We start from the raw sequence: 26202 nt of genomic DNA, 5'->3' as shown, positions 1-26202 counted from the left end.
CTCCTCAGAGGTTCGACGTGTCTCTCAGAACGGCCGACAGCCCAGGCCGAACGCGTGCGCGGCGGAATTCCGTCGGGGTCATCGAGTACTCGTCACGGAAGCGGCGGTTGAAGTTCGAGAGGTTCGAGTATCCGACTGACTGGGCGATCTGTGCGACCGTCGCGTCAGTGTGTTCAAGAAGCCGGCAGGCCTGCGTAAGCCGCAAGCGCTTGACCATGCCGCTGAAGGTCTGGCCACTGGCGTTCTTGAAGAACCGGGAGAATGCCGATTCTGACATGTTCGCGATCTGCGCCGCTACTGCGAGGCGTGGTTCCGAGTCGAGGTTCGCGAAGACGTAGTCCAGCGCGGCCGCGACCACGTCGGACGGCGCCCTTCCGGCGTTCCCGTCGACAGGACGAGAGCTGAGGGTGCGCACCTCGTCGGGTTGAGCGCGGCTCAGAGTCGTCAGCAGCGAAAGAAAGCCGGCGATTGCGGCCGATCCGGACATCTCGCCGATCGCCTCCAGCAGTCGGGCGCCTTCGCTGGCGGTCTCGCCGCCGAACGCGAGTCCGCGTCTCGACTGCGCGAGCAGCGGTGTCACTTCGCCGAGCTCGGGAACCACGCCCTGCAGCTGTTCGAACCATGCGGGGTCGAACTGCAGCACGACATCACGCCCCTGGATGGTCTCGTCGGGGCGCAGGTCGCTGACCCAGTCATGGGGGAGGTTCGATCCGACGAGGAAGAGCTGACCTGAGCTAAACGGGCCGATGGCATCACCGATGATGTAGCGTCCGGTGCCGTGGCGTATGAGGTGTATCTCGTACTCCGGGTGCCGATTCCACCGCGCCAGAGGGTCGGGATAGTCGTGTGTGCGCCAGCGGAAGGATGCGCCGGGGTCACGGGGAATCACTTCGCGGAAAGCGGGAGCGGTGACGAGGTTGCCGCTCCCGTCCGTCAGCTGCTGTGGGGTTTCCACCGTGCGCATGAGGCCTCCACTTCGAGCAACGTTATCCTGTCATATGGTGCACCAGTCGTCGCCTCAGGGGCAAGAGACAGCCCCAGCGGTGCAAAAAAGTACCGACGGTAGGTGCCTGCGTGGCTATACGTGCACTGAGGCTGCTTTCTAGACTCGGGCCATAGATCGCAAGTCCCCGGCTTCGAGCCCCTACAGAAGAGTCCCGAACTTCATGACGAATGAGTCTTCCAATCGTGCTGCCGTCCTCACAGAGATCGGCAGCATCCTGATCGAAGATCGACCCGTGCCGGAACCCGCGCGCGATGAAGTGCTCATCCGAGTCGGGGCAGTAGGGGTCTGCGGCTCTGACGCCCACTACTTCCGGCATGGCCGGATCGGTCAGTACGTCGTCGAAGCGCCGCTGGTCCTCGGTCATGAGACCGCCGGAACAGTCGTCCGCATCGGGGCGGACGTGACGTCCCACCGCGTCGGCGACCGCGTCGCGATCGAGCCGGGCGTGCCATGCGGTCGCTGCGACCTCTGTCGTTCCGGGCGCTACAACCTGTGCCCTGATGTCGTCTTCCATGCGACGCCGCCGGTCGACGGTACGCTGCAGACATACGTCGCGATCCGCGCCGATTACGCGTTCACGCTTCCCGACGCGGTCCCCACCGAGCATGGAGCGCTCGTCGAGCCGCTCGCGGTGTCGGTGTGGGCGTGTCGCAAGGCGAATGTCAGGCCCGGGTCGCGCGTCCTCGTCACCGGCGCTGGACCCGTGGGGCTCCTCACCGCGCAGACGGCTCGCGCCTTCGGCGCCGACCACGTCACCGTCACTGACGTCGATCCTGCAAAACTGCGACTCGCGGCCGAGCTTGGCGCCGACACCACGATCGATGCCGGAGCACTGTCCAGTCACGCGGGGGAGTTCGACGTGCACATCGAGTGCTCCGGAAACGGCCGTGCAACCCGCGACGGCGTCTCCCGCTTGGCGAGAGCCGGTGTCGCCGTGCTGGTCGGCATGGGCTCGGACGATGGTCTCGACATCCCCGCATCCTGGGTCCAGGAGAAGGAGCTCGTCATCACCGGCGTCTTCCGCTACGCGAACTGCTTCCCTGTTGCCATCGAGCTGCTCGCTGCGGGCCGGGTACGCGTGGAAGCGCTGATCTCCGGCCGATACCCGCTCGCCCAGAGCGATGCCGCCATCGATTCGGCCGGCCGCGCCGGCGTCTTCAAGTCTCTGATCCTCCCGCAGCTCTGAACATCCACCCGAAAACACAGAAAGGCATTTCCATGGAACGACGACGTATCCTTGCCCTCGCCGCGACCTCCGTCTTGGCGGTCAGCCTGGTCGCATGCTCTGCACCCGCTGACTCCGAGTCCGATGCCGCCATCGACGACGTCACTCTGACTCTGAGCACCTGGGCGCACACCGAGCAGACCGGCGTCTGGTTCGACACGATCATCCCGGAGTTCGAGAAAGCGAACCCCGGCATCACCATCGACATTCAGCAGATCGCCTTCGCCGACTACATCTCTACGATCACGACCCAGTCGGTCGCCGGCGCGGGGCCGGACATCATCCACGTGCCCACGCCGATCAGCAGCCTGCCCGCGTGGGCGGAAGCAGGATTCCTCGAACCGCTCGACGACTTCGTCGCCGAGACGGACGTCCCCGAGGAGTGGCCCGAGTCGCAGGGCGCCATGGAATGGAATGACACCACATATGGGGTGCTGACTGTCGACTACGGCTACACGCTCTTCTACAATGAGGCGCTGCTCGCCGAAGCCGGCGTCGAGGTGCCCACCACCGCTGAGGAGCTGGTGGCTGCGGCCAAGGCGGTGTCCGACCTCCCAGGCGACGTCTTCGGATATGCCATTACCGATGACAACACTGCCAACTTCGTCCGAGACGCCCTCGTGTTCACTGCGGGCATGGACGCGGACTGGATCGATGATGGCAAGTGGAACTTCGCCTCCGACGACGTCGTCGACGCCCTCGAGGTCTGGCGTGAGCTCGGCACCGAGTACAGCCCGATCGGCACGAACTTCGCTGCCAAGCGCGAGGCCTTCCTCAACGGCAACAGCGCCATGATGATCGAGGGCCCGTTCTACTACTCGACCGTCACCGCGACGGCCGACCCCGGGCTCGTCGAGTCGCTCAAGATCGCCAAGGCACCGTTCGAGAAGAACCCGGGCGACATCAGCCATGGATTCTCGATGGCTGCCGACCTCGACGACAACACCAAGGCAGCCGCAGAGAAGTTCCTCGAGTTCGTCATCTCGCAGGAGTCGCTCGAGCAGTACGCGACTATCGTCTCCAGCCCGACGGCTCGCCCTGGCACCGCAGACGCTCTGCTGGAGGATCCGCTGACCGCCCCGATCGTCGAGGCTTGGGAGAACAGCACGCCGATCGTCGACACGGGCGCTCAGGGTATGCGCGCGGACTACGCGAAGTTCGCCGACATCGTCGGCGCCCAGCTGCACGTGCTGCTGCAGGGCGATGCCCCCACGAACGACGTGCTCAAGGATCTCGACAAGAAGCTGACGGACGCAGGAATCACGCCGTGACTTCACCTCGTTCTCTCGAGCGCGCAGCTCGCGTCGGGTCGCCCTCTCGGGCGGCCCGGCGCGGCCGTGAGCTCGGACGCAAGGTGGTCGTGCTCGGCTACCTTGCTCCGAGCCTCATCGCCGTCGTCGGATCGCTCGTCTTCGCCCTGCTGCTGCTCGGCGGAATCAGCCTGCGCGACATCAAGCTCGGAAGGCTCAACGCGATTTTCGAGGCGCCGCTGAGCCTCGCCAACTATGGCGAGGTCCTCAGCGACCCCGAGACCTGGCGCAGCTTCGGTGTCGCGATCGTGTACGTCATCGGCTCGACTCTGCTGCCGTTCATCGCCGGTCTCTTCACGGCCCTGCTGCTCAACCAGCGGATGCCGGGTCAGCGCGTGATGCGCACGCTCGCGCTGGTCCCATGGGCGGTGCCGGGTATCACGGCGACGATCGCGTTCGTCTGGATGATGCAGCCCACTTATGGCGTGTTCAACTACATGCTCCGCACGCTCGGACTCATCGACACCGACGTGAACTGGTTCGGAGACCCTGCTCTCGCCCTGATCGCGGTGATCCTGCCTACCAGCTGGAAGGCGATCCCGTACTTCACGCTGATGCTGCTGGCCGGGCTTCAGGCCATACCCCGCGAACAGTACGAGGCCGCGCAGGTGGATGGCGCCGGCTGGTGGGCGCGGCTGCGCTGGGTCACGCTGCCCGGTCTCGCGCCGTTCATCCTCGTGGCGACGATCTTCAGCGCGATGCACTCGTTCCGCGACTTCGACTTCATCTACGGCTCCACGCAGGGAGGCCCCGACGGCGCCACCGAGACGGTCGCCGTGCGCGTGTTCAACCTTGCCTTCGAGGAGTTCGACATGGGCAACGCCGCCACCCTCGGTGTGGTCACCTTCGTCCTCGTCGGGATTCTCGTCGCGATGCTGCTCAAGCGCAGCAGCAAGGGCGCTCTGGAGGGATTCCTGTGACCACCACCAACCTCGATACGACGGTGATCGGACGCCCCGTCGGCCGTCGCCGCAAATCCCGCGTGAACTGGCCGTTCATCGCGATGATCGTGCTCATCGTCTTCATGTTCTTCCCGATCTACTGGATGTTCGTGACGGCGATCCTGCCGACCTCCGAGGTGCTCTCCCGCAACCCCGCACTCATCCCCATCGGCAAGCCGTTCACCTTCGACGCGTTCGTCCACCTGTTCACTGAATCGGCCATCCTGAAATGGCTCATGCAGTCGGGGATCATCACGATCGGTGCCGCTCTGCTCAGCACGCTGATCTCGGTCACGGCGGCATACGCCATGTCGCGGTTCGTAGTGCCCGGCCAGAAGTTCGTCGCATATTCGCTTCTGATGGGGCGCGTGCTCCCGGGGACCCTGCTGGCGCTGCCGTTCTTCGTGCTGTTCCAGACCTTCGGGATGCTCGACACTTCGATCGCCGTCATCCTCACGAACACGGCAGCGATCACTCCTTTGACCGCGCTCACGCTCAAGGGCTATTTCGACGGCATCCCCCGCGACATCGACGAGGCGGCGATGGTCGACGGATGCACGCGATGGGGCATCCTGTGGCGAATGATCCTTCCGGTGTCTGTGCCCGGCCTGGCCGCATGCTTCGGTCTGGCGGCTACATCGGCCTGGACGGATCTGCTGTTCGCACGCACGCTGCTCCTCTCGCGCGACAACTGGACGATCCCTCAGGGCATCGCTTCGATGATCGGAGACGTCGAGATCAACTGGAGCGAGCTGATGGCGTCAGGCCTCATCTCGATCGTTCCCGTCATGGTCGTCTATTGGTTCCTCCAGCCGTATCTCGTCAGCGGGATGACGGCCGGCGCATCGAAAGGTTAGTGACATGCCCGAAAAAATCGCAGAAGCCGCACGCGAGATCCCCGTCATCGCCGAAGTCGACGTCCTCGTCATCGGAGGCGGGCCGGCGGGTGTCGCCGCCGCCGCGGGCGCGGCCCGTGCAGGGGCTCGCACGCTCGTGCTGGAGCGACACGGATTCCTCGGCGGGATGTGGACGGCGGGGATGGTGCTCACTCTCGCCGGCTTCAACTCCTGGCTGCGCCCGTACACGCGCTGCGTGGCTGGCATCGGCGGTGAATGGGTGGAGCGCGCCGAAGAGCAGGGCGGTGCGCGCTTCGACAACGGTTTCGTCATCAACACCGAGCCGGAGGTGATGAAGCGCGTCGCCGACGAACTCCTGGCGGATGCCGGGGTCGAGACGCTTTTTCACACCTGGGGTGCGACGCCGATCATGGAGGGCACCCGGGTCGCCGGTGCCTTCATCGAGAACAAGGATGGCCGCGGAGCGATCCTGGCCGGTGTGACGATCGACTGCACGGGTGACGGTGACTTCATCGAGCGCAGCGGCGCGGAGTGGACCAAGTCCGACAGCCTGCAGCCGATGACGATGTCGTTCCGCGTCTCCGGTGCCGACCCCGACCCGGACGTGCGTCACGACGTGCCGACGCTGCTGCCGATCGGACCGGAGCCGGGCGTGCTGCGCGACCCGATCCTCACCGAGTACTCCAGTTCTCGCAGGGACATCCCGCTCGACAGCGCTGCCATGGCCCAGGCTGCTGAGCGCGGAGAGCTGCCGCGCTACGGCGGGCCCTGGTTCGGTGGTCTCGATCGCGACATCGTGTGGGTGAACTCCACTCGCATCGTGGGCGATGCCTCGGTAGCGTCCGAGCTCAGTCGTGCCGAGATCGAAGGACGTCAGGACACACGTCGCATCGTCGACTACTTCACGTCGTCGGTGCCGGCGTTCAAGGACTCGAAGCTCATCCAGACGAGCACTCAGATCGGCGTCCGTGAGACGCGCCGTCTCATCGGCGAGGTCGTGATGACCGGCGACGATGTGCGCGAGGCGCGTCGCTTCGACGACAGCATCGCGGTCGGATGCTGGCCCATCGACGTGCATCCGACCGAGAAGCAGGTCGGCACGCACTCGATGTTCGTCCCCGAGCCCTTCGACATCTCGTATCGCGTGATGGTTCCGCAGGAGATCGACGGACTGCTCGCCGCCGGCCGCTGCGTCTCGGTCGATCGCGATGCGCTCGGGTCGATGAGGGTGGGCGCCACATGTGCGGCGATCGGTCATGGCGCTGGCGTTGCCGCCGCGATCGCCGTCGCTTCCGGCGTGCAGCCCCGAGCCGTCGACATCGGCCGGGTTCAGACGGCATTGCGCGCGCAGGGGGCGATCGTGGACGTCGACGATGTCGAATGATCCGCGCCGCCCGGACGTCGTCGTCGTGCTGTTCGACGACATGGGCTACTCGGATCTCGGATGCTACGGATCGACGATTCGCACCCCGACGATCGACCGGTTGGCAGCGGAGGGTCTGCGATATTCCCGCTTCGATGTCACGCCGCTCTGCTCGCCGACTCGCGCCGCCCTCCTGACCGGACGCAACCCGCACGCGGTCGGCATGGGAACGATCGTGCAGTTCGCTTCAGGAGACCCCGGGTACACCGGCTCCGTTCCCGCGACAGCGGCGATGCTGCCTCTGATGCTCAAGGACGCGGGCTACGCGTCGGGGCTTTTCGGCAAGTGGCACCTCAGCCCCAACGCTGCGTCCGGCCCCGGAGGCCCCTACGATGAGTGGCCGTTGGCGCGCGGGTTCGATCGCTTCTTCGGCTTCCTCGCCGGGCGTGTGCATCAGTTCCGCCCGGAGCTCGTGCAGGACAACGCGTTCGTCGACGTCGCTGCGTACGGAGGGCGCCACGTCTCCGAGCTCATCGTGGACGAAGCGGCGAGGTGGATCGCGGATCACAGATATGCGCGCCCTGACGACCCCTACTTCGCGATGATCTCGTTCGGCGCCGTGCATTCGCCACACCAGGCGCCGGACGACTATCTCAAGAGGTATCGGGGTGCGTTCCAGCACGGCTGGGATGAGGAGCGCGGCCGCCGATTCGAGCGGCAGCGCGAGATGGGCGTCATTCCAGTGGACACGGCGCTTCCGGAATCCGACCCGAGCATCCCCGCTTGGGAATCCCTCGCCGATGACGAGCGCGAGGTGGCGGAGCGTCTCATGGAGGCCTATGCGGCTCACCTCGAGCACGCGGACGCCGAACTGGGGCGGCTGCTGGATGCGATCGAGGCTCGAGGCTCTGACCGCGAGACACTCGTCGTGATCATGTCCGACAACGGGGCAACCAATGCCGGCGGGTCCCTGGGGACGTTGAGCGAGGAGGCCGTGCTCAACGATGCCCCTGAGGGTACTGTGCAGGTCGATCCTGACTCGATCGGCACCGGCCGCTACTACAACCAGTACCCGGCGGGCTGGGGCCAGGCATCGAACACTCCGTTCCGGCGGTACAAGCACACGGTGCACGTCGGCGGCACGCGGTCGCCCCTCATCGTCGCGGGCGCTCCCGTGGCCAGGCACGGCGCAATCGATCACACGCGCTCATTCGTGACCGACATCGCCCCGACCATACTCGAGCTCGCCGGCATCGAGGCTCCGGTCACGGTGCGCGGGGTCGATCAGATGCCGCTGCACGGACGCTCGTTCGCAGCCACCTTTGCGGATGGCGAGCCGCTGGGGGACCGACCGCCGCAGTACTTCGAAGTCGCCGGACATCGAGCGATGCTCGCCGACGGCTGGAAGGCTGTCACCTTCCACAAGCCAGGCGAAGACTTCGAACTCGACCGCTGGGAGCTCTACAACCTCGACGAGGATCCCGCCGAGACGACGGATCTGAGCGCGCAGCATCCGGAGAAGCTCGACACGCTCATCCAGCTGTGGAATGAACATGCGGACGCGAACCTGGTGTTTCCGCTCGCCAGCCGCGGAAAATCGCAGCTGTTCACCGACCGCCCGGCGCGGACGCGGTGGACCTTCGTCCCAGGCATGACCCCGGTGCCGCAGGCTGCAGCTCCCGAGATCTCGGGGCATGATTTCTCGATCGACGTCGATCTCTCGCCCGTCGAGCGTCCACACCAGGGCGTGTTCATGGCGATGGGCGACGGCTTCGGGGGAGTGAGTCTGTACGTGCGGGACGGTCGCCTGACGTTCGCGCTCAGTGCGCTGGAAGCCGTCACCTCGGTGTCCCTGCCGGACGGCGCGCACCTCGGCGCGCGGCATGTTCGGGCGATGGTGACGCTATCGGACGACGACTCAGCGACGATCACTCTCGCGAGTGACCTGGCGGACGCGCCCGCGACGACCAGAGTTTCGTGGGTTCCCCGATTGCGGTTCTTCATGGGAACCGCGCAGTGCGGTCGGGATCAGGGGGACTCCGTCGTGCCCGCGTATGCGGGACCGTTCCCCTATAGCGGAAGCATTCTGAGAGCGACCGTTGAGATCCACCCGCGAATACGGAGCGCAGAGCGCAGCGAAGCGATGCTTCATGGGCTGATGGACGAATGAACCCGTGAACCCCCTGACGAGTCGCCGCGCGAGCTTTCGCTGGCGTGTCAACTCTCAAAACCGGGCCCCAGCACGCTCACTCGGCGTTGGCGAGAACCCGCTGCAGTGGATCGTAGTGCTCAATGACGGCCTTGCGGTAGGCGTGCACGTCGCCACTGCGGGCGGCCTTGAGCATGTCGCGATGCGCCTTCGCGGTGTGGTGGATGTCGGCCGGCTGGGCGACCAGTCGGGTCTTGTCAACCATCTCGGCGATCAGTGCATACTCGGCGCCGTCCTCAGCCCGGGTCGTGCAGGGCGAGGCGGGCGTCAACCTGTACGGCGTGTTTCTCAAGGACTACAAGCCCAATCCCTGGTGAGGCGGCGCGCGAGTCCGCCTCAGCAGCGAGCGGGAGCGCACCGCTGACGGGAGACACTTGACACAGAGGACATCTGATGTCTAACGTCATACACAGAACGCTTCAGCCCACGCTTTGTGACAAAGGAGACACACCCATGGCCCGATTCACCGCACGACCACGCGCTGCCGTTCTGCGCCGTGCAGTCGCCGTCTCAACGGTTGCCATCACCGCTTTCGTGCTGGCATCTTGTGCCGGTAGCAATACAGAAGACGCCCTTCCGGCTGACGACGCCGCGCTGTCGGGCGACGTCGTGTTCTGGCACAGTTTCACGCAAGGCCCGCGCGCCGAGTACATGCAGCGCAAGGCCGAGGAGTTCGAAGCGGAGCATCCCGACGTGGACATCACGATCGAGGCGTTCAGCTGGGACGAATTCCAGACGAAGTGGACGACGGGGCTGGCCGCCGGTCAGGTGCCGGACCTGTCGTCCGCGCTGCCGAACCAGGTCGTCGAGATGATCAACGTCGATGCGCTCGCTCCCCTTGACGACGTCATCGATGAGATCGGTCGGGACCGCTTCGCGGAAGCCGCGCTCGGAGAAGGCACGAAAGACGGAGTGTCGTATTCGATCCCGCTCTACTCCCACGCGCAGGTCATGTGGTACCGCAAGGACCTGCTCGAGGCAGCGGGGCTCGAAGTCCCTGAGACGTGGGACGAGCTCAAGGAAGCTGCCGTCGCACTGACCGGTGGTGACCAGTTCGGACTGTCCGTGCCGATGGGCACCAACGACTTCATCGCGACTCGATTCCTCAACCTCTATCTGCAGTCGGCCGGCGAGTCCCTCCTGACGAAGGACGGCCACGCCAACCTCACCTCAGACGCGGCGATTGACGGCATCAACTACTGGGTCGACATGTACCACAAGACCTCACCTGCGGGCAGTGTCAACTACAACGTGCTCGATCAGGCGACGCTCTACTACCAGGGAAAGACGGCCTTCGACTTCAACTCGGGCTTCCAGATCAGCGGCGTGCTCGCCGCCTCTCCGCAGCTCGGGGACCACATCGCCGCAGCTCCCCTGCCGAGGCTGACGGCCAGCGACGACATCTACGGCGGCGAGACCGCCAACATCGCCACCGTCGTCTGGGATCAAGGTGAGAACAAGCCTGCGGCGAAGGCATTCCTCGCCACGCTGTTCGAAGACGAGGACTACATCGAGTTCCTGCACGCTGTGCCGGGTGGCATGCTGCCCTCGCTCTCGGGCATCGTCGATGAGCCCGCCTACCAGGACGACGAGACTCTTCAGAAGCACGCCGAAACCGTTCAGGTGATCGCCGACGCGATTCCGCTGGGTACGGCGATCGGCATGGAGGCCGGCCCCCTCGTGCAGTCCGGGATCCTCACGAGCCAGGGCGTCATCGAAAAGATGTTCCAGGACATCGTCCTCAACGGCACCGACGTGAAGCAGGCCGCCGAGCCCGCGGAGAAGCAGCTGGATCAGCTGTTCACCACCGCAGGCGTCACGTTCTGACCGCCCCGGGGTGCTGCCGCAGGCAGCACCCCGCCCATCCCGAGGAGAGAAATGCGCACAGATACGCGCACATCGACCCGCGCAGGAGTGCGGCCGCAGGCGCAGCCGCAGGTGCGGAAACGACCGCGCATCGTCAACATCACCGGTCTGCTGTTCGTCGCACCTTCGATGCTCGTCGTCGTCGGCCTGCTGTTCTATCCGGTGATCTCGAGCGTCTTCTTCAGCTTCACGAACAAGCACCTTCTACGGAAGGACTTCACCTTCATCGGGATCGACAACTTCGTCGCCGTCTTGCAGAACCCGCAGTTCTGGGAGGCGTTCGCGATCTCGATCCGCTGGACCATCCTGTCGATCCTCGGACAACTGGTCATCGGGTTCCTCGCGGCGCTCGCGCTGAACCGCATCCGCCACCTGACCGGTCTGTACCGCACGCTGCTGATCGTCCCGTGGGCGTTCCCGACCATCGTCATCGGGTTCGGCTGGCGTTGGATCCTCAACGACGTCTACGGCTTCCTTCCGAACCTGCTGACCACGCTCGGCTTGACCGACTCGAACGTGAGCTTCTTGTCAGACCCGTCAGCGGTGTTCCTCACCGCGTTGGCTGTGAACATCTGGTTCGGTGCGCCACTGTTCATGGTCAACGTGCTCGCAGCACTCAAGACGGTGCCGCGCGAGCAGTTCGAAGCGGCGACCGTCGATGGCGCGAACTCGTTCCAGCGCTTCGCGTTCATCACCATGCCGCACGTGAAGCGCGTGATCGGGCTGCTCGTGATTCTCCGCACGATCTGGGTGTTCAACAACTTCGAGCTGCTGTTCCTGCTCACCGGTGGTGGTCCTGCGGGCCTCACCGAGACGCTCCCGATCTTCGCCTACCGAACAGGCTGGGGACTCCAGCAGCTGGGCGCCGCTTCGACCATCACTGTTCTGCTGCTGATCTTCCTGCTGGCGCTGGGCACTCTCGCCTTCCGCCTGCTCAGCCGCTGGGACCGAAAGGACGCCTGATGAACCGCCGACTGCTCCGCCGGCTCTCCTCAGCCCCGGCCTACGCCTTCCTCACACTCCTCGCGATCGTGGCGGTCTTTCCGCTGCTTTGGATCATCCTGTCCAGCTTCAAGAGCTCCTCAGAACTCGCGGGCGACCCGATCGGGATGTGGCCGGCCGATTTCACGCTCGATCACTATGCGCACGTGCTGTTCGAGCTGGGCATTCTCAACAACCTGGGCAACAGCCTGTTCATCGCAGTCTCCACCACGGTCGTGACCATCGCGATCAGTGCGACCGGAGCCTACGGCATCGTGCGGTTCTTCCCCCGAGTGGGGCAGCGCCTCACGCAGATCCTGATCAGCACGTACATGTTTCCGCCGATTCTGCTGGCAGTGCCGTACACGCTCATCATGATCTCGCTGGGGCTGATCAATACATACGCGGCGCTGGTGCTCGCCTACTTGTCTTTCTCGATTCCGTATGCCGTCTGGATGCTGACCGCGTTCTATCAGACTGTGCCGCTCGAGATCGAAGAGGCCGCACAGGTCGACGGAGCCGGTCGGTTCCGGACCTTCGCCCTGATCGCATCGCCGGTCATCGCCCCAGGTATCGTCGCGACCGCGATCTACACCTTCATCAACTCGTTCAACGAGTTCCTGTTCGCCCTGCTGTTCATCAACTCCAGCGACCGGATGCCGGTGACGGTGGCGCTTTACTCACTCAGCGGTTCCGAGGTCCTTGACTGGGGCGCGATGCTCGCAGCATCCGTCGTCGTGGTCGTCCCGTCCGTCATCTTCTTCCTTTTCATTCAGAAGCACATCGCAGCCGGCCTTTCGGAGGGGTCTGTCAAATGAACACGCCAACACGCACAAGCACACAGCACAGCGAGTCGTCCACAGCGGAAGTCCGCTACGGTCTCGTGGGATCGGGGTACTTCGGTCTGACCCTCGGCCGGGGCTTCCTGCTCCGGCCGGGAGCGACGATCACCCGGGTGTACGACCCGGAGTTCGCAGAATCCGCCGTGTCGGAGTTCGGTGCCGTCGCCAGCGCATCGCTCGAAGAGCTGTGCAACAGCGACGATGTCGACGCGGTCATCGTGGCGTCCCCGAACTGGGCGCACCGCGAGGCAGTCGTCGCCGCGGCGAAGGCGGGCAAGCCCATCTTTTGCGAGAAACCGATGGCGCTGTCCTACGCGGACTGCTCGGAGATGGTCGATGCTGCGCAGGATGCCGGTGTGCTGCTGATGAGCGGTCACGTCATGAACTTCATGAACGGAGTGCGTCAGGTCAAGCAGCTCATCGCCGACGGCACGCTGGGCAAGGTGCTCTACATCCGGGCCGTGCGCAACGGCTGGGAGGAGCCGCAGCCGTCCATCTCGTGGAAGAAACGTCGTGACCTCTCGGGCGGCCACCTCTACCACCACATCCACGAGCTCGACGTAGTGCAGTTCATCATGGGCGCCCCTGAGACCGTCACGATGGTGGGTGGCAATGTCGCGCATCAGGGTGAGGAGTTCGGCGATGAGGACGACATGCTGCTTGCGACACTGGAATTCGGCAACGGATCCTTCGCCACTCTCGAGTACGGTTCGGCGTTCCGCTGGCCAGAGCACCACGTCTTGGTGCAGGGCTCGCTCGGTGCCGCGATGATCGATCTGACCAACACCGGCGTCACCGTGCGCCATCAGGGCGGCGAGGACAAGTACCTCCTGCACCGCAACGAGGAGGAGGATGCGGGACGCACCGCGTTCTACGCGTCCAGCGAGATGGACGGCGGAATCCAGTACGGCACGCCTTCGGCGACCCCGCCACTGTGGTTGCAGGGCGTCGCTGAAGAAGAGACCGCATACTTCCATGGACTGCTCACCGGTGCGGAGCCTGACCCTGAATTCGCCGCCCTGACGGATGGCAGCGCCGCTCGTCGATCGATCGCGACGGCCGACGCGCTCACCCTTTCGCTCGCCCAGGACCGCAAGGTCCGCGTCTCTGAGATCACGGGGAACTGACTATGTCCACACGCGCACTCAAGGGCATCGTCCCGCCAATCCTGACTCCGTTCACTGCGAACGGTGAGATCGACGTCTCACGCCTGGAACAGTTGACCGCGCGCTTGGTCGACGCAGGGTGCCATGGCGTGTTCGCTCTCGGCTCCAGCGGCGAGGTCGCCTACTTGGACGCAGAGCAGCGACGCACGGTGCTCGATACCGTCGTGCGGATCGTCGCCGGCCGCGTGCCGGTGCTGGCCGGCGCGATCGACACCACCTTCTCGCGGGTGCGCGAGCACCTGCGCATGGCAGAGCGGGCCGGCGTCGACGCGGTCGTCGTCACTGCGCCCATCTATGCGCTGAACGACGCCGCTGAGGTCGAGGCGCACTTCCGTGCTATCGCCGCCGACACGCCCCTCGACGTGTGGGCGTACGACATCCCGGTGCGCGTGAAGAGCAAGCTCGACGGCGCGATGCTGCTGCGTCTCGGGACGGAAGGCGTGATCGCCGGCGTCAAGGACTCGTCCGGCGACGACGTAGGGTTCCGACGGCTGGTGCGAGGCAACCGCGCGGCCGGCTCACCGATGTCAGTGATGACAGGCCATGAGGTCGTCGTCGACGGCATGCTGCTGATGGGTGCGGACGGTGTCGTGCCCGGACTGGGCAACGTCGATCCCGACGGGTACGTGCGACTGTGGAACGCGGCGCAGGCCGGAGACTGGAGTGCGGTGCTCGAGGAACAGGAGCGTCTGGCCGGACTGTTCGAGATCGTCTTCTGCGGTGCGGACTGGTCTCCGGATGCCGCGGGCGTCGGCGCCTTCAAGGCGGCGCTGCATTACCTCGGCGAGTTCTCTACCGGTCTGATGGCTGCGCCGGTGAAGCCGCTGTCGGCCGCTGTCGTGGCAGAGATCGCGGCGATCACCGACGAGTTCCTGCCAGCGCGCAGCATGATCTGAAAGAGAGAGAACGGAAAGAGCAGTGACCGAGAACGCAGCACGGCGATACGTCGTCGGCGCATACGGAGCGTCGCCCGCCCACCAGAACTGGAACCCGGAGGAGGAGGAACTCTACTTCCGGGGATTGTCTGAACTGCGCTCGGTTGCAGCCTTCGAGCTGCCGTGGCTGGGGTCGCTTCATCCGCACGACGATGAATGGCTGCTCGCCGGTCTGCCCGAGCCGATCGACGCGATCATCACGGACATCCCGTTCGTCATGCAGCGACTTGCCGGGAACAAGAACTTCGGGCTGGCGTCGCGCGACGACGCCGGACGACGAGCGGCGCTGGCGGCTGTCGCGCGTGTGCGTGACGACGCTGCCCGCTTCAACGACCGCAAGGGCCGTCGAGTGGTTCGGGCGGTGGAGCTTCATTCAGCTCCGAGGCGCGAGCACGGTTCGACGGACGCGCTCGCGGCTTCTCTCGCAGAAATCGCCTCCTGGGATTGGCAGGGTGCACAGCTCCTCATCGAGCACTGCGACGCCCAGATCGACGGCCAGGATCCCGAGAAGGGCTTTCTGGAGTTGGATGAGGAGATCCGGGCGATCCGCACCGCCGACGCCGGAATCGGGGTGAGCATCAACTGGGGGCGTTCCGCGATCGAGTTGCGCTCTGCCGACGGCGTCGCAGATCAAGTGGCCGACGCCGCCGGATCAGGCCTGCTGCGTGGGTTGATGCTCTCCGGAGCATCCGATCGTGCCGGCGTACTCGGACGCGCCTGGCTCGATGCGCACCATCCCTTCCGGCGAAGCGAGCGCCATCCGTTCGGTGATCCCGCCTCGCTGCTGACGGATGAGAAGGCAGGTGCCGCCATCGAGGCGGCCGGCACCGGAGTGTGGCTGGGAGCGAAGGTCGGATGGACGGGAGCCGGAGGTTCCGTGAGCGATCGCGTCCGCATGATCGGGCAGGCGCTTGACGCGATCGCGGAGCACGATACAGCTGATGCCACACCTGCTAGCGTGGCGACATCATGACCGACGTCGTCGCAGCTTTTGACATCCCGCCGGTTCCGCGTGCCGACACGACGGCGCAGCGCATCAAGAACTACATCCTCAGCAACCGCCTGCAGCCGGGCGATGTGCTGCCCACCGAGAGCGTGCTGTGCACGACGCTCAGCGTCTCGCGTTCGAGCGTGCGTGAGGCGATCAAGCGTCTGGCGACGCTCGACATCGTCGAGGTGCGCCACGGTTATGGCACCTTCGTCGGCAACCTGAGTCTTGCGCCGCTCGTCGAGGGGCTGGTCTTCCGTGGTGTGCTCAGCCCGGGTGACGAGCTGGCCGCGCTGCGCGAGGTCGTGGAGGTCCGCGAATCCCTGGATCTTGCGTTGGCGGATGCGCTCGTTGAGGCGATGCGCGGAGAGGAACACCCTGACCTTGACCGCCTGGTTGAGGCCATGGAAGAGCGCAGCGCGCGCGGCGAGCCCTTCCTCGAGGAGGATCGTGAGTTCCACGCGATTCTCGCGTCGAAGATCGGCAATCAGCTGTTCTCGCAGCTTGTCGTGGCGTTCTGGGAGGTGCATGCAGCCGTCGCCCCCCGACTCGGTCTGCCGACCGCCCGACGTATCGAAGACACAGTGCGCGCGCACCGCGCGATCCTTCGGGCCGCCGAGGCAGGTGACACGGCGAGACTGAAGGCCGCCATCATCGACCATTACACTCCGCTGCAGGAACTGCTCGCCCCCGATGTGTGAGCGAGCCGAGGTCACAGCCGAGACGGCAACTCTGCTCAAGCCGCGTCTGGACGAGCGACGACGAGCCGACATCGCGCTGGTGCGCGGATCATGATCGACGGAGACTGATGAAAAACTCGACGCAGAGCATCGCTGCGCGTCTGGCAGGGGGGCTCATCGTGTCATGCCAGGCCTACCCCGGTGAGGCGATGCGCGATCCGAACACCATGGCGCAGGTCGCGCGAGCGGCCCTGGTGGGCGGCGCCGCGGGCATCCGAGTGCAGGGGATCGGCGACATCCGCGCCGTGTCCGACCTGCCCGTGCCGATCGTCGGCCTCTGGAAGGACGGCGACTCCGACGTCTTCATCACTCCGACCCTGCAGCACGCGACTGCCGTCGCCGACGCCGGCGCCGACATCGTCGCGATCGACGGAACCCGACGCATGCGTCCGGACGGACTCACCCTCGCCGAGACCATCGCAGGACTGCGCGCGCACTGCGACGCACTGATCATGGCCGACTGCGGCTCGCTGGAAGATGCCATCGCCGCTGAGGCTGCCGGTGCCGACATCATCGGCACGACTCTTTCGGGCTACACGGGGGAGCGGATGAGCACCGACGGACCAGACCTCGAGCTGATCGCGCTCGTCGCCGAGGCATGTGCGAAGCCCGTCGTCGCCGAAGGACGCATCCACACCCCTGCGCAGGCCGCCGCCGCGCGGGAGGCCGGCGCTTTCGCGGTGTGTGTCGGCACCGCGATCACGCACCCGTCGACCATCACGTCGTGGTTCGTCGGAGCGCTGGCGGAGTCAACGGCGGCGAAGTAGCGTCGTGGGCCGGCTCAGAGCCGGTCGACGCCGGTCACGGTGACGACGGCCTCGCCGGCTTCGTCTGATGCCGCGAGGTCGACGGTCGCCGCGATGCCCCAGTCGTGGTCGCCCGCGGGGTCGTGCAGGATCTGCCGGACCTTCCACGACCCGGCGCCCTGGTCGATGAGCAGCAGCTGCGGGCTGCGGGCATCCGCATCGGTGAGGATCTCGTCGTGCTCGGCGAAGTAGGCGTCCAGGGCGGCGTCCCAGCCGTCAGCGCCGAAGTCGGCGTCGAGGGATGCCAGTGTCTCGACATCTTCGCGAGCGGCGAGCAGCACGCGGCGGAACATCTCGTTTCGCACCAGCACGCGAAACGCCCGGGTGTTGGCCGAGAGGCGCTTGGGCGCGGGCGGGACCACAGGCTCAGCATCCCGTCTGTCGTAGACGCCGTTGTCGACGCCTGCGACGAGCTCTTCCCACTCGTCGAGCAAGCTTGAGTCGACTTGGCGGACGAGCTCGCCCAGCCACTCGATCAGGTCGCGCAGCTCATCGGTCTTCAGATGCTCCGGGATCGTCTGCGACGCCGCGCGGTAAGCATCCGACAGGTAGCGGAGCACGACGCCCTCGGAGCGCGCGACCTTGTAGTAGGCGACATATTCCCCGAACGACATGGCGCGCTCGTACATGTCGCGGACCACCGACTTCGGCCGCAGCTCGAAGTCGCGGATCCACGGCTGGGATGAGCTGAATGTCTCGAACGCGGCGCTCAGCAGCTCGTCGAGCGGCTTCGGATAGGTGATCTGTTCGAGCAGCTCCATCCGCTCGTCGTACTCGATGCCCTCCGCCTTCATCGCGGCGACCGCCTCGCCGCGGGCTAGGAACTCCTGCTGGCTGAGGATCGCGCGCGGATCATCCAGCGTCGCCTCGACGATCGAGATCATGTCGAGCGGGAAGGTCGCATCTTCAGGCGAGAGCAGTTCGAAGGCCGCGAGGGCGAAAGGAGAAAGCGGCTGGTTCAATGCGAAGTTCGGCTGCAGATCGACCGTGAGCCGCACCCCACCACCGGCGCGCTCGACGACACCGGACTGCAGCAGCGTCCGGAAGATGCCGATCGCGCGAAGCGCCAGCAGTCGCTGCTTCGGCCGAGGCTCGTGATTATCATATATCAGCGAGCGCATATTTCCGAACACGTCGCCGCCGCGGCCGATGACGTTCAGCATCATGGCGCTGGTGATCTGCATGTGCGAAGTCAACGTCTCGGGTTCCGAGCCGACGAGCTTCTGAAACGACGGCTCACCCCACGACACGAAGCCGTCCGGCGCCTTCTTCCGGATGATCTTGCGCTTCTTCTTCGGGTCGTCGCCGGCCTTCTTCAGAGCTGTAAGGTTCTCGGACTCGTGCTCCGGAGCCTGGGCGACCACGGTGCCGGCGGTGTCGTAGCCGGCGCGGCCGGCCCGGCCCGCGATCTGATGGAACTCACGGGCGTTCAGCTGCCGCATCCGACTGCCGTCGAACTTCGTCAGCGCCGTGAGCAGCACGGTGCGGATCGGCACGTTGATCCCGACCCCGAGGGTGTCGGTACCGCAGATCACCCGCAGCATCCCGCGCTGGGCGAGCTGCTCGACCAGGCGACGGTACTTCGGCAGCATCCCGGCGTGATGCACTCCGATGCCCATCCGCAGCAGGCGAGACAGTGTCTTGCCGAACGCGGTGGTGAAGCGGAATCCGCCGATCAGCTCGGCGATGGCATCCCGCTGCTCGCGGGTGGCGACCTTCGCGCTCGCGAGTGCCTGTGCGCGCTCCATCGCCGCGGCCTGCGAGAAATGCACGACGTACACCGGGGCCTGTCCGGTGCCCAGCAGATCGTCGATCGTCTCGTGGATCGACGTCGTCTCGTAGTAGAAGTGCAGCGGCACGGGCCGCTCGACGCCGGTGACCACAGCCGTCTCGCGTCCGGTGCGGCGGGTGAGGTCGGATGCCAGTTCCGTGACGTCCCCGAGCGTCGCCGACATGAGCACGAACTGTGCCTGCGGCAGCTCGAGCAGCGGCACCTGCCACGCCCACCCGCGGTCGGGGTCGCCGTAGAAGTGGAACTCGTCCATCACGACCTGGCCGACGTCGGCATCCGACCCCTCGCGCAGCGCGAGGTTCGCGAGGATCTCGGCGGTGCAGCAGATGATCGGGGCATCGGCGTTCACCGCCGAGTCGCCGGTGACCATCCCGACGTTCTCGGCGCCGAACACGTCGACCAGGCTGAAGAACTTCTCGCTGACGAGCGCCTTGATCGGCGCGGTGTAGTACGTGCGGCGGCCGTCGGCGAGCGCAGCGAAATGCGCGCCGACGGCGACCAGCGACTTGCCCGTGCCGGTGGGGGTGGAGAGGATCAGGTTCTGCCCCGAGAAGATCTCGATGACGGCCTCGTCTTGCGCGGGGTACAGGCTGATGCCGGTGGATTCGACCCACCCCACGAAGGCCAGGTAGACGGCATCCGCATCGGCGTCGCGGAGGGGAAGGGGGTCGAGAAGCATGGTGCCTTGATCCTTTCACCTCTTGCCGGGATCAGTCGTCGTCGCGCAGTTCGCCGTGGATGCGCCGCAGGTCCTCCATGAGCGAGCCGACCAGGATCCAGTGATCGGATGCCGGTGGCCGCACCACCAGGGGAGCGGTGAGCGCCGGGATCGCCGAGGTCATGGCATCCGGCTCCGCACCCCCGCCCTCATCCGCCGTCTGCACGGCGAGCCGCACATCGTGCCCCGCACGATGCAGCTGCTCCGCGATCGCCCGCACGGTCGGGTCGTCGGCGAGGGAGTCCTCGTAGTGATCGAAATAGGCGCGGGTCATGCCGATCACCTGCGTCACGACCGGCGAGAGCCGGTTGTGCAGCTCTCGGATGCCGGTGAGATCGTCGCTGTGGCGCGAGCGCCTCGGGTTCAGCGACAGCGACTCCTCTGCTGCCTTGAGCGACGCATCGGCGGCATCCTTCATCGGACGCAGCAGCCGCGCGTTCAGCATCAGCTCGTGCAGCTGCGCCGCGGTGCGGACGGATGGCAGCGCATCGGCGAGCCGGTCGAGCGACGCCGCCACCTCGCGGCCCAGCATCGTGACATCACGCCGAGCGGGACCGGACAGCACGGGCGGCACGATCGCGAGGTTGACGATGAAGCCGATCACCGCGCCGATCAGCGTCTCGATGATGCGCTCCGCGGCGTAGGCGGGGTTCGAGGCGCCGAGTGCGAGCACGAGCAGCGCCGAGATCGCCACCTGGTTCGCGGTCCCCGTCGACGCGCGCAGCGCCCACGCGACCAGCATCGCGACGACCACGGCGGCGAGCACCACCCATCCGTGCGACCCGAGCAGCAGGGTCAGCAGCACGGCGATCACGACGCCGACGATCACTCCGACGCTCCGCTCGATCGCCTTCGACAGCGACTGGTTGATGCTCGGCTGCACCACCAGCAGAGCGGCGATGGCGGCGAACACCGGCAAAGGGCCGGGGATGATCCACCCGGCGATCAGCCAGGCCGCGATCGTCGCCACAGCGGACTTCAGCACCTGCAGCAGCGGTGCCCGCTGCGCGGCCCGGATAGCGGACGGGAGTCGCATGATCACCACGGTAGTCGCGCGCGGTCCCCGAGACCCCCGCCTGCCGTCGACACCCCCTCGTATGGACGCCTGCACCCAGGGGTGTGGACGAGAACTGGGGGTGTCGGCGGTGGGAAGAGGGAGAGAGGGGGGAGGTGGTCCTCGATGCAGCGTTCGCCGCTGCGCGCGCGGCGCGACTGAGCGGCGTTCTCGGCATGCGGCGTCACGTGATTCGAACTTTCGCGAGACCCGTCATCGTGTTAGGTTAGGCGAGGCTTACCAAAGCGATCGTGCTTCGGAGCCTCCCCCTGAAACCGACCCGAAAGGGACGCCTGTGCGCATCTCCCGTCTTCTGGGCATCGGCACCGCAGCCGTTCTTGCTGCCGGTCTCGTCGCCTGCTCGTCTCCCGCGGCAACCTCTCCCGATGGCGATGCCGGCGGCGCAGCATCCGACGCCTTCCCCGTCACGATCGAGCACGTCTACGGCGAGACCACCATCACCGAGAAGCCCGAGCGCGTCGCCGCCGTCGCCTGGGCCAACCACGAGGTCCCGCTCGCGCTGGGCATCGTCCCGGTCGGCATGAGCAAGGCGACCTGGGGCGATGACGACGACAACGGCGTGCTGCCCTGGGTCGAAGATCAGCTCACCGAGCTCGGCGTCGACACTTCTCTGATAGGCGATGCGGACGCAGAGAAGGCGGGCGAGGTTCCGGTGCTGTTCGATGAGACCGACGGAATCGACTTCGAGGCCGTCGCAGACACCGCACCCGATGTGATCCTCGCCGCGTACTCCGGCCTGTCGCAGGAGGAGTACGACACGCTCTCCAAGATTGCCCCGGTCGTCGCGTACCCCGAGGTCCCGTGGGCGACCTCGCTCGAGGACATGATCGAGATGAACTCCGAGGCTCTCGGCCTCGAGAGCGAGGGCGATGCGCTGATCGACGACCTGCACGCGCAGATCGACGCCGCGCTCGAAGACAACAGCGCGCTGAAGGATGCCCGCGTGCTGTTCAGCTACCTCGATATGACCGACCTCAGCCAGATCGGCGTGTACACCAGCCACGACACCCGCCCCGGCTTCCTCGAGAGCATCGGCCTTCCCGCGCCCGCGGTCGTCGCCGAAGCGACCGAGGGCACCGAGGAGTTCTTCGTGAACATCAGTTCCGAGCAGGCCGAGAAGTTCGAGGACGTCGACGTGTTCGTCAGCTACGGCGACGACTCGACCATCGCCGCGCTGCAGGCCGACCCGCTGCTGTCGAAGATCCCCGCCATCGCGGCCGGGCAGGTCGCGATCCTGCAGAACGACACACCGCTGGCCGCCTCGGCCAACCCGTCACCGCTGTCGATCGGCTGGGGCATCGACGAGTACTTCGCTGCGCTCGCAGGAGCCCTCGACGGCGAGTGATCGCCGCACCGACCCGGAAGCATCGTCGACCCCTCAGAACCTGATCCCATGACCGTGACCACCGCACCGGCGATCGTGCCGGGCGCCGCAGACCTGCGGCGCCCGGCACTGCTGCGCGGCGTCTGGCTGGTCACCGGCGTCGGCGTGCTGCTGGTGCTGTGCGTGCTCTCGGTCTCGTTCGGGTCGCGCGCGGTGTCGGTCGACGACATCCTCGCCGCGCTGTCCGGGCACAGCGACACGATCTCGCAGGCTGCTGTCCTCAAGCGCATCCCGCGCACCGTGCTGGCTATCCTCGTCGGCGCGGCGCTGGCGCTGAGCGGCGCCACGATGCAGGCGGTCACGAGGAACCCGATCGCCGATCCCGGCATCCTCGGGGTCACGAACGGCGCCTCGTTCGCGATCGTGCTCGGCATCGCCTTCGCCGGGATCACGCACCCGCTCGCATACATGGGCTTCGCGATCGTCGGCGCCGCGGCGGCCGCCGTGTTCGTCTACCTCGTCGGCTCGCTCGGCCGGGGAGGCGCGACACCGCTGAAGCTCGCGCTCGCCGGAGCAGCCACCTCCGCCGCCTTCGCCTCGCTGATCAGCGCGATCATGCTGCCGCGCGTCGACATCCTCGGCAGCTTCCAGGCATGGCAGGTCGGCGGTGTCGGCGGTGCCGACTGGTCGCGCATGGCGATGGCCGTGCCCGTCCTCGCCGTCGGCGCACTGATCTGCCTGGCCAGCGCGCGCGGCATGAACTCCCTGGCGCTCGGCGACGACATGGCCACCGGGCTCGGTGAGAACGTCGCGCGCACGCGGATGCTGTCGGCGCTGGGCGCCGTCATCCTCGCCGGCGTCGCGACCGCCATCGCAGGACCGATCGGGTTCGTCGGGCTCGTCGTGCCGCACATGTGCCGGATGCTGATCGGCTCCGACCATCGGTGGCTGCTGCCGTTCTCGGCACTGGCGGGCGCCGCCCTGCTGACCGCCGGCGACATCATCGGCCGGCTGCTCTCGCCCACCGAGGAGATCCAGGTCGGCATCATCACCGCCGTCATAGGCGCACCCCTGTTCATCTGGATCGTGCGCCGGCAGAAGGTGCGTGAACTGTGAGCACGACGATGATCATCGCCGGCCGCCGGCGTCGTCAGCGACGGCACGCCGTCGCGAGCGTCGTGCTGGCGGTGCTGGTGCTCGGCGTCTTCGCCGTCTCGCTGATGATCGGCAACACCTTCTACACGCCGGGCGAAGTGCTCCGCGTCATCCTCGGCGAGCAGGTCCCCGGTGCCTCGTTCACGGTCGGCGAGCTGCGACTGCCGCGGTCGATCAGCGCGGTGCTCGCGGGTGTCGCATTCGGCATGGCGGGAGTCACGTTCCAGTCCATGCTGCGCAACCCACTGGCATCCCCCGACATCATCGGCATCACCACCGGCGCGAGTGCCGCGGCGGTGCTCGGCATCGTCGCGTTCTCGATGTCGGGCTTCGGGGTGTCGGTGTTCGCACTCTTCGGCGCTCTGCTGACCGCGCTCACCATCTATCTGCTCTCGTACAAGGGCGGCTTCGCCGGCGTGCGGCTCATCCTGATCGGCATCGGCATCGCTGCGATGCTGCAGTCGGTCATCTCCTACCAGCTGTCGCGCGCCGCCGACTGGGACATTCAGGCGGCGATGCAGTGGCTGACCGGAAGCCTGAACTCCGCCAGCTGGGACCGTCTGCTGCCGCTGCTGCTCATCTGCGTGATCGTCGCCCCGCTGATGCTCACCCGGCAGCGCAACCTGAGCATGCTGCGCCTGGGCGACGACTCGGCAGCCGGCCTCGGCGTGCGCGTGTCGACGACCCGCCTGCTGCTCATCATCGGCGCCGTCATCCTGCTCGGCTTCGCCACCGCCGCCACCGGGCCGATCGCCTTCGTCGCCTTCATGGCGGGCCCCATCGCCGCGCGGATCACCGGCCCCGGCGCCACTCTGCTGGTGCCCTCCGCGCTTGTCGGCGCGCTGCTGGTGCTCGTCGCCGACCTGATCGGCCAGTTCGCCCTCGACGGGCGCTACCCGGTCGGAGTCATCACGGGCATCCTCGGGGCGCCGTATCTGATCTATCTGCTCATCCGCACCAACCGCGCGGGAGGATCACTGTGACCGCATCCCACACCCTGACGGCGAACGGTCTCACGCTCGGCTACGGCGACCGCACCGTGATCACCGACCTCGACCTCGCCATCGCGCCCGGGCAGATCACCGCGATCGTCGGCTCGAACGGATGCGGCAAGTCCACGCTGCTGCGCGCTCTCGCCCGTCTGCTCCGCCCCGCCGCGGGCGAGGTGCGTCTGGACGGCGCACCGCTGCGCTCCATGCACACCAAAGAGGTCGCGCGCGTCGTGGGACTGCTGCCGCAGTCACCGCTCGCGCCTGAGGGCATCGCCGTCGCGGACCTGGTCGGTCGTGGCCGCCATCCGCATCAGAAGGCGCTGGCGCGCTGGAGCGCCCACGACTACGCCGTCGTCGCCGACGCTCTCGAGGCGACCGGGATCACCGATCTCGCCGACCGCAGTGTCGACGAGCTCTCGGGAGGTCAGCGTCAGCGGGTGTGGATCGCCATGGCGCTCGCGCAGGAGACCGACATCCTGCTGCTCGACGAGCCGACGACGTTCCTCGACGTCGCGCACCAGATCGACGTGCTCGACCTGCTCACCGACCTCAGCGTCTCGCGCGGCACCACGATCGTGATGGTGCTGCACGACCTCAACCTCGCCGCGCGCTACGCCGACCAGCTGGTCGCCATGAAGTCGGGCCGCGTGCACGCGGTCGGCGCGCCGCAGCAGATCCTCACCAGCGAGCTCGTGGAGGAGGTCTTCGGGATGGCGAACGTCGTCACCGAGGACCCCGCCTCCGGCAAGCCGATGGTCACACCGATGGGAAGGCACCATGTCCGCTGAAGTGCGCGAGTCCGCTGAAGTGCGCGAGTCCGCTGAAGTGCGCGAGTCCGCTAGAACGAGCCTGGCATCCACTCGAACCAGGCCGCCGTACGTGCTCGCACGCGCCGAGGTGCGTGCGGTCGAGCGCGTCTCGCCGAGCTTCGTGCGGGTTACCTTCGGCGGTGACGAGCTCGAAGAGTTCGGAACGCCCGGCGACGTCTACGATGCCCGCATCAAGCTGGTCTTCCCGCCGGCATCCGGCGTGCTCCCTCCCGTCGACCGCGACACCGACGACTGGTGGGGCGCCTACCTCGCCGTCCCGGAGGAACAGCGCGGCTCGATGCGCACCTACTCCGTGCGCGAGCTGCGCGTGGGCGAAGGCGCCGCGGCGAGCACCGAGGTCGTCGTCGACTTCGTGCTGCACCTCGAGCCCGGGCTCACCGGACCTGCCTCGCTGTGGGCGAGCGGCGCGAGCGTCGGCGACGCACTGCTCATGGTCGGCCCGCGCCGCGACCGCGAGGACCGCAGCGGCATCGAGTACGACCCGGGTGACGCGTCTCAGGTCTGCCTGGTGGGCGATGAGACCGCGGCTCCCGCGATCGCGCGCATCCTCGAGGACGCCCCGCGCGACCTGCGCGGCATCGCGTTCATCGAGGTTCCGGATGCCGCGGACGCCCTGGGCATCGACGCGCCTGCGGGCGTGGAGGTGCACTGGCTGCCGCGCGGCGAGGTGGCGCATGGGCTGCGCGTGATCCCGACCGTGCTCGACTACCTCGATGCCTCGGCCGGCGGATCGCTGGGCGAGATCGTGGTGCAGGATGCCGAGGGCGAGGACCTGGTGTGGGAGACGCCGGTCTACTCGGGCCTCGGCGAGGAGATCGCGCCCGTCGCCGGCGGCGCGGAGCGCTACTTCTGGATCGCCGGCGAGAGCGGCGTCGTCACCACCCTGCGCCGACATCTGGTGAAGGGGCTCGGCATCGACCGCGCGCAGGTCGCCTTCATGGGCTACTGGCGCCGCGGCGTCGCGATGCGCGGCTGAACCCGCCGCTGGGGGCGCCCGAGAACAGGCTCGTTCGCCGCGACAGGTCGATTTCGCGAGAACGGGCCTGTTCTCGGGTTATGACCGGTTCTCGAGCGTCGGATG

At 66.7% G+C, this 26202-nt stretch carries 24 protein-coding genes; 20 read left to right on the top strand and 4 right to left on the bottom strand.

Features of this window, described 5'->3' with window-relative positions; translation table 11 throughout:
- Positions 1–4: 4 nt before the first annotated feature.
- The gene (locus ACQUSX_RS08335) at positions 5–964 is read right to left on the bottom strand and encodes an AraC family transcriptional regulator (RefSeq protein ID WP_428906478.1); all 960 of its coding nucleotides are present in this window, start codon (positions 962–964) and stop codon (positions 5–7) included.
- A gap of 202 nt (positions 965–1166) precedes the next feature.
- Between ACQUSX_RS08335 and ACQUSX_RS08330 the strand changes: the two genes are divergently transcribed.
- Genes ACQUSX_RS08330 through ACQUSX_RS08305 form a run of 6 tightly spaced genes read left to right on the top strand, consistent with a single transcriptional unit; the run spans position 1167 to position 8872 of the window.
- On the top strand, positions 1167–2192 hold the full coding sequence (locus tag ACQUSX_RS08330; RefSeq protein WP_428906477.1) for an NAD(P)-dependent alcohol dehydrogenase: 1026 nt from the start codon (positions 1167–1169) through the stop codon (positions 2190–2192).
- 32 nt (positions 2193–2224) lie between these two features.
- A complete protein-coding gene (locus tag ACQUSX_RS08325; RefSeq protein ID WP_428906476.1) occupies positions 2225–3502 on the top strand; it encodes an ABC transporter substrate-binding protein in 1278 nt (425 codons plus the stop codon).
- Positions 3499–4461 (top strand): carbohydrate ABC transporter permease, encoded by a 963-nt coding sequence (locus ACQUSX_RS08320; RefSeq protein WP_428906475.1) that lies wholly within the window; start codon positions 3499–3501, stop codon positions 4459–4461. Before ACQUSX_RS08325 ends, ACQUSX_RS08320 begins: the two co-directional genes overlap by 4 nt.
- Positions 4458–5339, top strand: a complete 882-nt coding sequence (locus ACQUSX_RS08315; RefSeq protein ID WP_428906474.1) for a carbohydrate ABC transporter permease — start codon at positions 4458–4460, stop codon at positions 5337–5339. Before ACQUSX_RS08320 ends, ACQUSX_RS08315 begins: the two co-directional genes overlap by 4 nt.
- Positions 5340–5343: 4 nt before the next feature.
- Positions 5344–6723, top strand: a complete 1380-nt coding sequence (locus tag ACQUSX_RS08310) for an FAD-dependent oxidoreductase (RefSeq protein ID WP_428906473.1) — start codon at positions 5344–5346, stop codon at positions 6721–6723.
- On the top strand, positions 6713–8872 hold the full coding sequence (locus ACQUSX_RS08305) for a sulfatase family protein (protein ID WP_428906472.1): 2160 nt from the start codon (positions 6713–6715) through the stop codon (positions 8870–8872). Before ACQUSX_RS08310 ends, ACQUSX_RS08305 begins: the two co-directional genes overlap by 11 nt.
- A gap of 76 nt (positions 8873–8948) precedes the next feature.
- Here the strand turns inward: ACQUSX_RS08305 and ACQUSX_RS08300 are convergent, their stop codons facing one another.
- Positions 8949–9116, bottom strand: a complete 168-nt coding sequence (locus ACQUSX_RS08300; RefSeq protein WP_428906471.1) for a hypothetical protein — start codon at positions 9114–9116, stop codon at positions 8949–8951.
- Here ACQUSX_RS08300 and ACQUSX_RS08295 point away from each other — a divergent pair.
- From ACQUSX_RS08295 to ACQUSX_RS08255, 9 genes are all read left to right on the top strand, one after another.
- Positions 9106–9228, top strand: a complete 123-nt coding sequence (locus ACQUSX_RS08295) for a hypothetical protein (RefSeq protein ID WP_428906470.1) — start codon at positions 9106–9108, stop codon at positions 9226–9228. The two genes, ACQUSX_RS08300 and ACQUSX_RS08295, sit on opposite strands and share 11 nt — an antisense overlap.
- Before the next feature lie 136 nt (positions 9229–9364).
- Complete coding sequence (locus ACQUSX_RS08290) at positions 9365–10738, top strand: ABC transporter substrate-binding protein (protein WP_428906469.1); 1374 nt, start codon at positions 9365–9367, stop codon at positions 10736–10738.
- 51 nt (positions 10739–10789) lie between these two features.
- Positions 10790–11740, top strand: a complete 951-nt coding sequence (locus ACQUSX_RS08285) for a carbohydrate ABC transporter permease (protein WP_428906468.1) — start codon at positions 10790–10792, stop codon at positions 11738–11740.
- Positions 11740–12576, top strand: a complete 837-nt coding sequence (locus ACQUSX_RS08280) for a carbohydrate ABC transporter permease (RefSeq protein ID WP_428906467.1) — start codon at positions 11740–11742, stop codon at positions 12574–12576. The genes ACQUSX_RS08285 and ACQUSX_RS08280 overlap by 1 nt, the downstream gene beginning before the upstream one ends.
- Positions 12573–13727, top strand: coding sequence for a Gfo/Idh/MocA family protein (locus ACQUSX_RS08275; RefSeq protein WP_428906466.1), 1155 nt, complete (start codon positions 12573–12575; stop codon positions 13725–13727). Before ACQUSX_RS08280 ends, ACQUSX_RS08275 begins: the two co-directional genes overlap by 4 nt.
- Positions 13728–13729: 2 nt before the next feature.
- Positions 13730–14662 (top strand): dihydrodipicolinate synthase family protein, encoded by a 933-nt coding sequence (locus ACQUSX_RS08270; protein WP_428906465.1) that lies wholly within the window; start codon positions 13730–13732, stop codon positions 14660–14662.
- Between the two features lie 22 nt (positions 14663–14684).
- On the top strand, positions 14685–15674 hold the full coding sequence (locus ACQUSX_RS08265) for a DUF4862 family protein (RefSeq protein ID WP_428906464.1): 990 nt from the start codon (positions 14685–14687) through the stop codon (positions 15672–15674).
- Positions 15671–16390, top strand: coding sequence for a FadR/GntR family transcriptional regulator (locus ACQUSX_RS08260; protein WP_428906463.1), 720 nt, complete (start codon positions 15671–15673; stop codon positions 16388–16390). Before ACQUSX_RS08265 ends, ACQUSX_RS08260 begins: the two co-directional genes overlap by 4 nt.
- A gap of 107 nt (positions 16391–16497) precedes the next feature.
- Positions 16498–17196: an N-acetylmannosamine-6-phosphate 2-epimerase gene (locus tag ACQUSX_RS08255; RefSeq protein ID WP_428906462.1), complete on the top strand. Its 699-nt coding sequence runs from the start codon at positions 16498–16500 to the stop codon at positions 17194–17196.
- Positions 17197–17210: 14 nt separating this feature from the next.
- Here ACQUSX_RS08255 and ACQUSX_RS08250 read toward each other — a convergent pair whose 3' ends face one another.
- Together ACQUSX_RS08250 and ACQUSX_RS08245 are read right to left on the bottom strand one after the other, a co-directional pair.
- A complete protein-coding gene (locus tag ACQUSX_RS08250) occupies positions 17211–19706 on the bottom strand; it encodes a DEAD/DEAH box helicase (RefSeq protein ID WP_428906461.1) in 2496 nt (831 codons plus the stop codon).
- A 31-nt stretch (positions 19707–19737) separates the two neighbouring features.
- Entirely contained in the window at positions 19738–20781 is a 1044-nt protein-coding gene (locus tag ACQUSX_RS08245) for an FUSC family protein (protein ID WP_428906460.1), read from the bottom strand.
- 313 nt (positions 20782–21094) lie between these two features.
- Here ACQUSX_RS08245 and ACQUSX_RS08240 point away from each other — a divergent pair, with 313 nt between their 5' ends.
- Genes ACQUSX_RS08240 through ACQUSX_RS08220 form a run of 5 tightly spaced genes read left to right on the top strand, consistent with a single transcriptional unit; the run spans position 21095 to position 26097 of the window.
- A complete protein-coding gene (locus ACQUSX_RS08240) occupies positions 21095–22165 on the top strand; it encodes an iron-siderophore ABC transporter substrate-binding protein (protein ID WP_428906459.1) in 1071 nt (356 codons plus the stop codon).
- Positions 22166–22213: 48 nt separating this feature from the next.
- Positions 22214–23260, top strand: a complete 1047-nt coding sequence (locus ACQUSX_RS08235) for a FecCD family ABC transporter permease (protein WP_428906458.1) — start codon at positions 22214–22216, stop codon at positions 23258–23260.
- Positions 23261–23268: 8 nt separating this feature from the next.
- Positions 23269–24282: a FecCD family ABC transporter permease gene (locus ACQUSX_RS08230; protein ID WP_428907616.1), complete on the top strand. Its 1014-nt coding sequence runs from the start codon at positions 23269–23271 to the stop codon at positions 24280–24282.
- Positions 24279–25079: an ABC transporter ATP-binding protein gene (locus tag ACQUSX_RS08225; RefSeq protein ID WP_428906457.1), complete on the top strand. Its 801-nt coding sequence runs from the start codon at positions 24279–24281 to the stop codon at positions 25077–25079. Before ACQUSX_RS08230 ends, ACQUSX_RS08225 begins: the two co-directional genes overlap by 4 nt.
- Positions 25069–26097, top strand: coding sequence for a siderophore-interacting protein (locus ACQUSX_RS08220; protein WP_428906456.1), 1029 nt, complete (start codon positions 25069–25071; stop codon positions 26095–26097). The genes ACQUSX_RS08225 and ACQUSX_RS08220 overlap by 11 nt, the downstream gene beginning before the upstream one ends.
- The last annotated feature ends 105 nt before the right edge of the window (positions 26098–26202 follow it).

This window comes from Microbacterium alcoholitolerans (genome assembly GCF_050408615.1).
GTDB lineage: Bacteria > Actinomycetota > Actinomycetes > Actinomycetales > Microbacteriaceae > Microbacterium.
The sequence above is the reverse complement of the archived record's forward strand: the minus strand, read 5'-3'. Positions and strand labels throughout refer to the sequence as shown.

Bases quoted from the DNA above. Each gene is read 5' to 3' on its own strand.
- ACQUSX_RS08335 (WP_428906478.1), bottom strand. From the start codon at position 964: ATGCGCACGGTGGAAACCCCACAGCAGCTGACGGACGGGAGCGGCAAC.
- ACQUSX_RS08330 (WP_428906477.1), top strand. From the start codon at position 1,167: ATGACGAATGAGTCTTCCAATCGTGCTGCCGTCCTCACAGAGATCGGC.
- ACQUSX_RS08325 (WP_428906476.1), top strand. From the start codon at position 2,225: ATGGAACGACGACGTATCCTTGCCCTCGCCGCGACCTCCGTCTTGGCG.
- ACQUSX_RS08310 (WP_428906473.1), top strand. From the start codon at position 5,344: ATGCCCGAAAAAATCGCAGAAGCCGCACGCGAGATCCCCGTCATCGCC.
- ACQUSX_RS08305 (WP_428906472.1), top strand. From the start codon at position 6,713: ATGTCGAATGATCCGCGCCGCCCGGACGTCGTCGTCGTGCTGTTCGAC.
- ACQUSX_RS08300 (WP_428906471.1), bottom strand. From the start codon at position 9,116: ATGGTTGACAAGACCCGACTGGTCGCCCAGCCGGCCGACATCCACCAC.
- ACQUSX_RS08290 (WP_428906469.1), top strand. From the start codon at position 9,365: ATGGCCCGATTCACCGCACGACCACGCGCTGCCGTTCTGCGCCGTGCA.
- ACQUSX_RS08285 (WP_428906468.1), top strand. From the start codon at position 10,790: ATGCGCACAGATACGCGCACATCGACCCGCGCAGGAGTGCGGCCGCAG.
- ACQUSX_RS08280 (WP_428906467.1), top strand. From the start codon at position 11,740: ATGAACCGCCGACTGCTCCGCCGGCTCTCCTCAGCCCCGGCCTACGCC.
- ACQUSX_RS08275 (WP_428906466.1), top strand. From the start codon at position 12,573: ATGAACACGCCAACACGCACAAGCACACAGCACAGCGAGTCGTCCACA.
- ACQUSX_RS08270 (WP_428906465.1), top strand. From the start codon at position 13,730: ATGTCCACACGCGCACTCAAGGGCATCGTCCCGCCAATCCTGACTCCG.
- ACQUSX_RS08260 (WP_428906463.1), top strand. From the start codon at position 15,671: ATGACCGACGTCGTCGCAGCTTTTGACATCCCGCCGGTTCCGCGTGCC.
- ACQUSX_RS08255 (WP_428906462.1), top strand. From the start codon at position 16,498: ATGAAAAACTCGACGCAGAGCATCGCTGCGCGTCTGGCAGGGGGGCTC.
- ACQUSX_RS08250 (WP_428906461.1), bottom strand. From the start codon at position 19,706: ATGCTTCTCGACCCCCTTCCCCTCCGCGACGCCGATGCGGATGCCGTC.
- ACQUSX_RS08245 (WP_428906460.1), bottom strand. From the start codon at position 20,781: ATGCGACTCCCGTCCGCTATCCGGGCCGCGCAGCGGGCACCGCTGCTG.
- ACQUSX_RS08235 (WP_428906458.1), top strand. From the start codon at position 22,214: ATGACCGTGACCACCGCACCGGCGATCGTGCCGGGCGCCGCAGACCTG.
- ACQUSX_RS08230 (WP_428907616.1), top strand. From the start codon at position 23,269: ATGATCATCGCCGGCCGCCGGCGTCGTCAGCGACGGCACGCCGTCGCG.
- ACQUSX_RS08220 (WP_428906456.1), top strand. From the start codon at position 25,069: ATGTCCGCTGAAGTGCGCGAGTCCGCTGAAGTGCGCGAGTCCGCTGAA.